Below are 3569 nucleotides of genomic sequence, written 5' to 3' on the forward strand. Positions count from 1 at the left end.
CGATGCTGAATTGGCGATCCGGTTCGGGGCGTTGCATGCCGGTCTACTTTTCCTCGGGCTGTTGTTCGGGGCGACAGCGGCTCACCGCGTCCGCAAGGGACTCCAGGAACGCTGTGTAGCCGCCCACGCTGATAGGGATGTCACCCCCGACTGGGTCCCAGCGGCTCACGGCGAGGGGTTGGGGTACATCCAGACCTCGCCACCAGTCACCGCCGAGTTGGGTCTCCGTCATGATACAGGGGAATCGTGCCGCTTCAAGGGACTGCTGGAGGCCGGCGATATGCCGTGCGCTGGGGCTGCGCTCCGGGTTGTTCGTGAGCGTCCCGGCGATGGTCAGCCCGAAGTGATCCGCGAAATAGTGGAACGCATCGTGATAGGTGAACAGCGTAATCACCTGCAGAGGCTCAAGCTGTGCACGGATGCGCTCGGTGGTTTCAACAAGCCTCTGCTCAAAACCTTGGTAATTGCGTTCAATGGCCTGGTCGTCCACCCCGTCCAGTGCGCCCAGGGTTCCCCGGGCACGCCGGGCCATGGCAAGGGCCCTCTCAGGGGACAGCCAGACATGGGGATCCTCGCCAGTGGCGTGGTGGTGCCCATGATCATCATTTTCCGGGGGATTCTGTGGCGCCCCGACCAGCGTCCGGGTCTTGCCGACCAGGGTGCTGTCACTCATGGTCCCCTGCAGGTAGGGTTCCAGCCCGGCCCCCAGCCAGTAGATGCGGTCCGCCTCCGCGAGGCTGCGGCGTTCGGAGGGCCGCATGCTGTAGTGATGGGGGCTGACATCCGCGGGCACCAGCGCCCGGACATCCGCCTGCTCGCCAGCCACTTCCTTGACGATCAGTGCCAGGGGGTGGGTGCTGGTGACAATGAGCGGGCGTTCCGCCCAGGCCGGGGACGAAGTGAAGCCCAGAAGGAGTAGCAACAGGCACAGCAGGCGTCGTCTTATCATAGATCGTTATAACATAACATGTTGGTGGAGGAGGTATTCTATCCAATCATGGCGGGATCGACCATAGGGGAGGATACGGAAGGACGACCCGGCCCGGTGGAGGCGTTATAATACGCGCTTTCATCGAGCCGATGCCGACCTATTCGAGGAGCCAGGAACCGACATGACCGTCAGAACCCGAATCGCCCCTTCGCCCACCGGCGACCCGCATGTGGGTACGGCCTATATCGCGCTGTTCAACCAGTGTTTTGCACGCCAGCACGGCGGGCAGTTCATCCTGAGGATTGAGGATACCGACCAGGCCAGAAGCACCCCGGAATCCGAGCAGGCGATCCTGGATTCCCTGCGCTGGCTGGGGCTGGAATGGGACGAGGGGCCGGATGTGGGCGGCGAATACGGTCCCTACCGTCAGTCCGAGCGGCGCGACGAGTATCGTGCCTATGCCGAACAGCTGGTCGAGAGCGGTCATGCGTTCTACTGCTTCCGCAGTCCCGAGGAGCTGGATGCCATCCGTGATGCCCGCCGGGAGCAGGGCCTCAACCCGGGCATCAAGGGGGATCTGGAGCTGCCGGCGGATGAGGTGAGGCGTCGTATGGACGCCGGTGAGCCCTACGTGATCCGGATGAAGGTGCCGGAAGAGGGCGTGTGCGAGATTGAGGACATGCTGCGGGGCACGGTCACCATCGACTGGACCCAGATCGACTGTCAGATCCTGCTCAAGTCCGATGGCATGCCCACGTATCACCTTGCGAACGTCGTCGACGACCACCGGATGGGCATTACCCATGTGATCCGGGGCGAGGAGTGGATCAACTCCGCGCCCAAGCACAGGCTGCTCTATGACTACTTCGGCTGGGACATGCCGACGCTGTGCCACATGCCGCTGCTGCGCAATGAGGACGGAACCAAGCTCAGCAAGCGCAAGAACCCCACCAGCATCGACCTGTATGAGCGGCTCGGTTTCATGCCTGAGGCGGTGCTGAACTTCCTGGGGCGCATGGGCTGGTCCATGCCGGATGAGCGGGAGCGGTTCACGCTTGATGAGATGCAGGCGGAATTCGATATCCATCGGGTCTCGCTTGGTGGGCCCGTGTTCGACCAGGCCAAGCTGCGCTGGCTCAACGGCCTGTGGATCCGCGAGACACTGACCGACGAGGCCTTCATGGACCGGGTGGGGGACTGGTGGTTCAGCCGTGACCAGCTGGCGCCACTGGTGCCGCACCTCAAGAGCCGTGTTGAGACCTTTTCGGATATTGCACCGATGGCGTCGTTCATGTTCTCCGGGATGCTGGATGTGCGCCCCGAGGATTTCCAGCACCGCAAGCTGGAGGAGGAGACCGTGCGGCGGATTCTCCAGTTCGCCCTGTGGCGGCTAGAGGCGGAACGCCACTGGAGCCGGGATACGGTCTTTGCCGATCTCAAGGCGCTTGCGGGTGCCATGGGTCTGAAGCTGGGGGAATTCATGTTCCCGATTTTCGTGGCTGTGGCGGGGACACCCAACTCCTGGTCAGTGGTGGACTCCATGGGGCTTCTGGGCCCGGACGTGAGTCGGGCGCGTCTGCGCCACGCGCTGAATGTGCTGGGCGGTTTTTCGAAGAAACAGGCTAAGAAAGTCGAGAAGGAATACGCGGCACTGGAGACCGGCGAATAAAGGCGGCAATCAGGGGTTGACGCGCCCCTGGGTCGCCACTAATATACGCACCCGTTGGACGCAGTGGGGCCATAGCTCAGCTGGGAGAGCGCGGCGCTGGCAGCGCCGAGGTCGGGAGTTCGAGCCTCCCTGGCTCCACCACTTTTTCAGTCCCGTTCGTCTAGAGGCCTAGGACACTGCCCTTTCACGGCAGTAACAGGGGTTCGAGTCCCCTACGGGACGCCAGATACAGAAAAGCCGGCCACTTGGCCGGCTTTTTTTATGTCCGGATTCCGGTTCAGCCCTCCGCGATGGCTCCCTTGTTCACCCCTTCAAAGGCGTAAACCTCAATCCGGCTTTCCGGTTCCAGCTTCCGGGTTTCATCCCGCAGGTAGCAGGCAATCCATTCCACGGTGGTATCCGGCCCCATGATCTCCGTACGGGCCGCTGGCAGGGTGATTTCGAAATGGCCCTGGTCCGACTCGTAGCTGAACCGGTGATAGGGGATGCCCGCGTCCTCGAAGGTTGCGCTCCGGTCGTCCGCTGTTGCCAGGTAGATATCACGCCAGCGCCCGCCCCAGTAGTGCTCCAGGTCCGGGGCCCGCTCACCGTTGCGCAGAATCTGGATGCGGGAGCGGTGGCCGTGGGCGATGCGCTGGCAGTTGCCGTCGTGTTTTTTGAGCCCGTGGGCGTAGTGGTACCAGGCACCGTCGATCTGCTCCAGGCGCAGATTGATGCGTACGTCGTGGACATTGTCCGGGAGGACCCGCTGAAGGCTTTCTGACAGCCGGGTGGCTATGGCCTGGCGCTCAACGGCTTCTCCGGGGACGGTGGTAACGGCCTGTTCCGGCGAGCGGTGCTCGATCCAGGTACCGTCCTCCAGGTGCCAGCGGAAATGCCCGGGGGACTCCGGGTCCAGCCATTGCAGTTGGGGGTAATCCGCGGGGATCAGCAGCCGGTGATCCAGATCGGAAGAGCGTCGTGTAGGGA

Annotated in this window: 3 protein-coding genes and 2 tRNA genes; 3 read left to right on the forward strand and 2 right to left on the reverse strand. The window is 63.0% G+C overall.

What is annotated here, in order from left to right; all coding sequences use genetic code 11:
* Positions 1–43: 43 nt before the first annotated feature.
* A complete protein-coding gene (locus QZ501_RS14965) occupies positions 44–949 on the reverse strand; it encodes a metal ABC transporter substrate-binding protein (protein WP_160898850.1) in 906 nt (301 codons plus the stop codon).
* Between the two features lie 163 nt (positions 950–1112).
* Between QZ501_RS14965 and gltX the strand changes: the two genes are divergently transcribed.
* The 3 genes from gltX to QZ501_RS14980 all read left to right on the forward strand — a co-directional run bounded on the left by gltX (position 1113) and on the right by QZ501_RS14980 (position 2825).
* The gene (gene gltX, locus QZ501_RS14970; RefSeq protein WP_151439375.1) at positions 1113–2600 is read left to right on the forward strand and encodes a glutamate--tRNA ligase; all 1488 of its coding nucleotides are present in this window, start codon (positions 1113–1115) and stop codon (positions 2598–2600) included.
* A gap of 65 nt (positions 2601–2665) precedes the next feature.
* A tRNA-Ala gene (locus QZ501_RS14975) sits at positions 2666–2741 on the forward strand.
* An 8-nt stretch (positions 2742–2749) separates the two neighbouring features.
* Positions 2750–2825: transfer RNA gene (locus QZ501_RS14980), tRNA-Glu, on the forward strand.
* Between the two features lie 52 nt (positions 2826–2877).
* Here the strand turns inward: QZ501_RS14980 and QZ501_RS14985 are convergent.
* Positions 2878–3569 (reverse strand): 6-pyruvoyl tetrahydropterin reductase (locus tag QZ501_RS14985; RefSeq protein ID WP_295720621.1); only part of this gene is annotated, 692 nt, incomplete at its 5' end.

Origin of the sequence: uncultured Halovibrio sp. (assembly GCF_913056445.1) — a bacterium.
Lineage (GTDB): Bacteria > Pseudomonadota > Gammaproteobacteria > Pseudomonadales > Oleiphilaceae > Halospina > Halospina utahensis_B.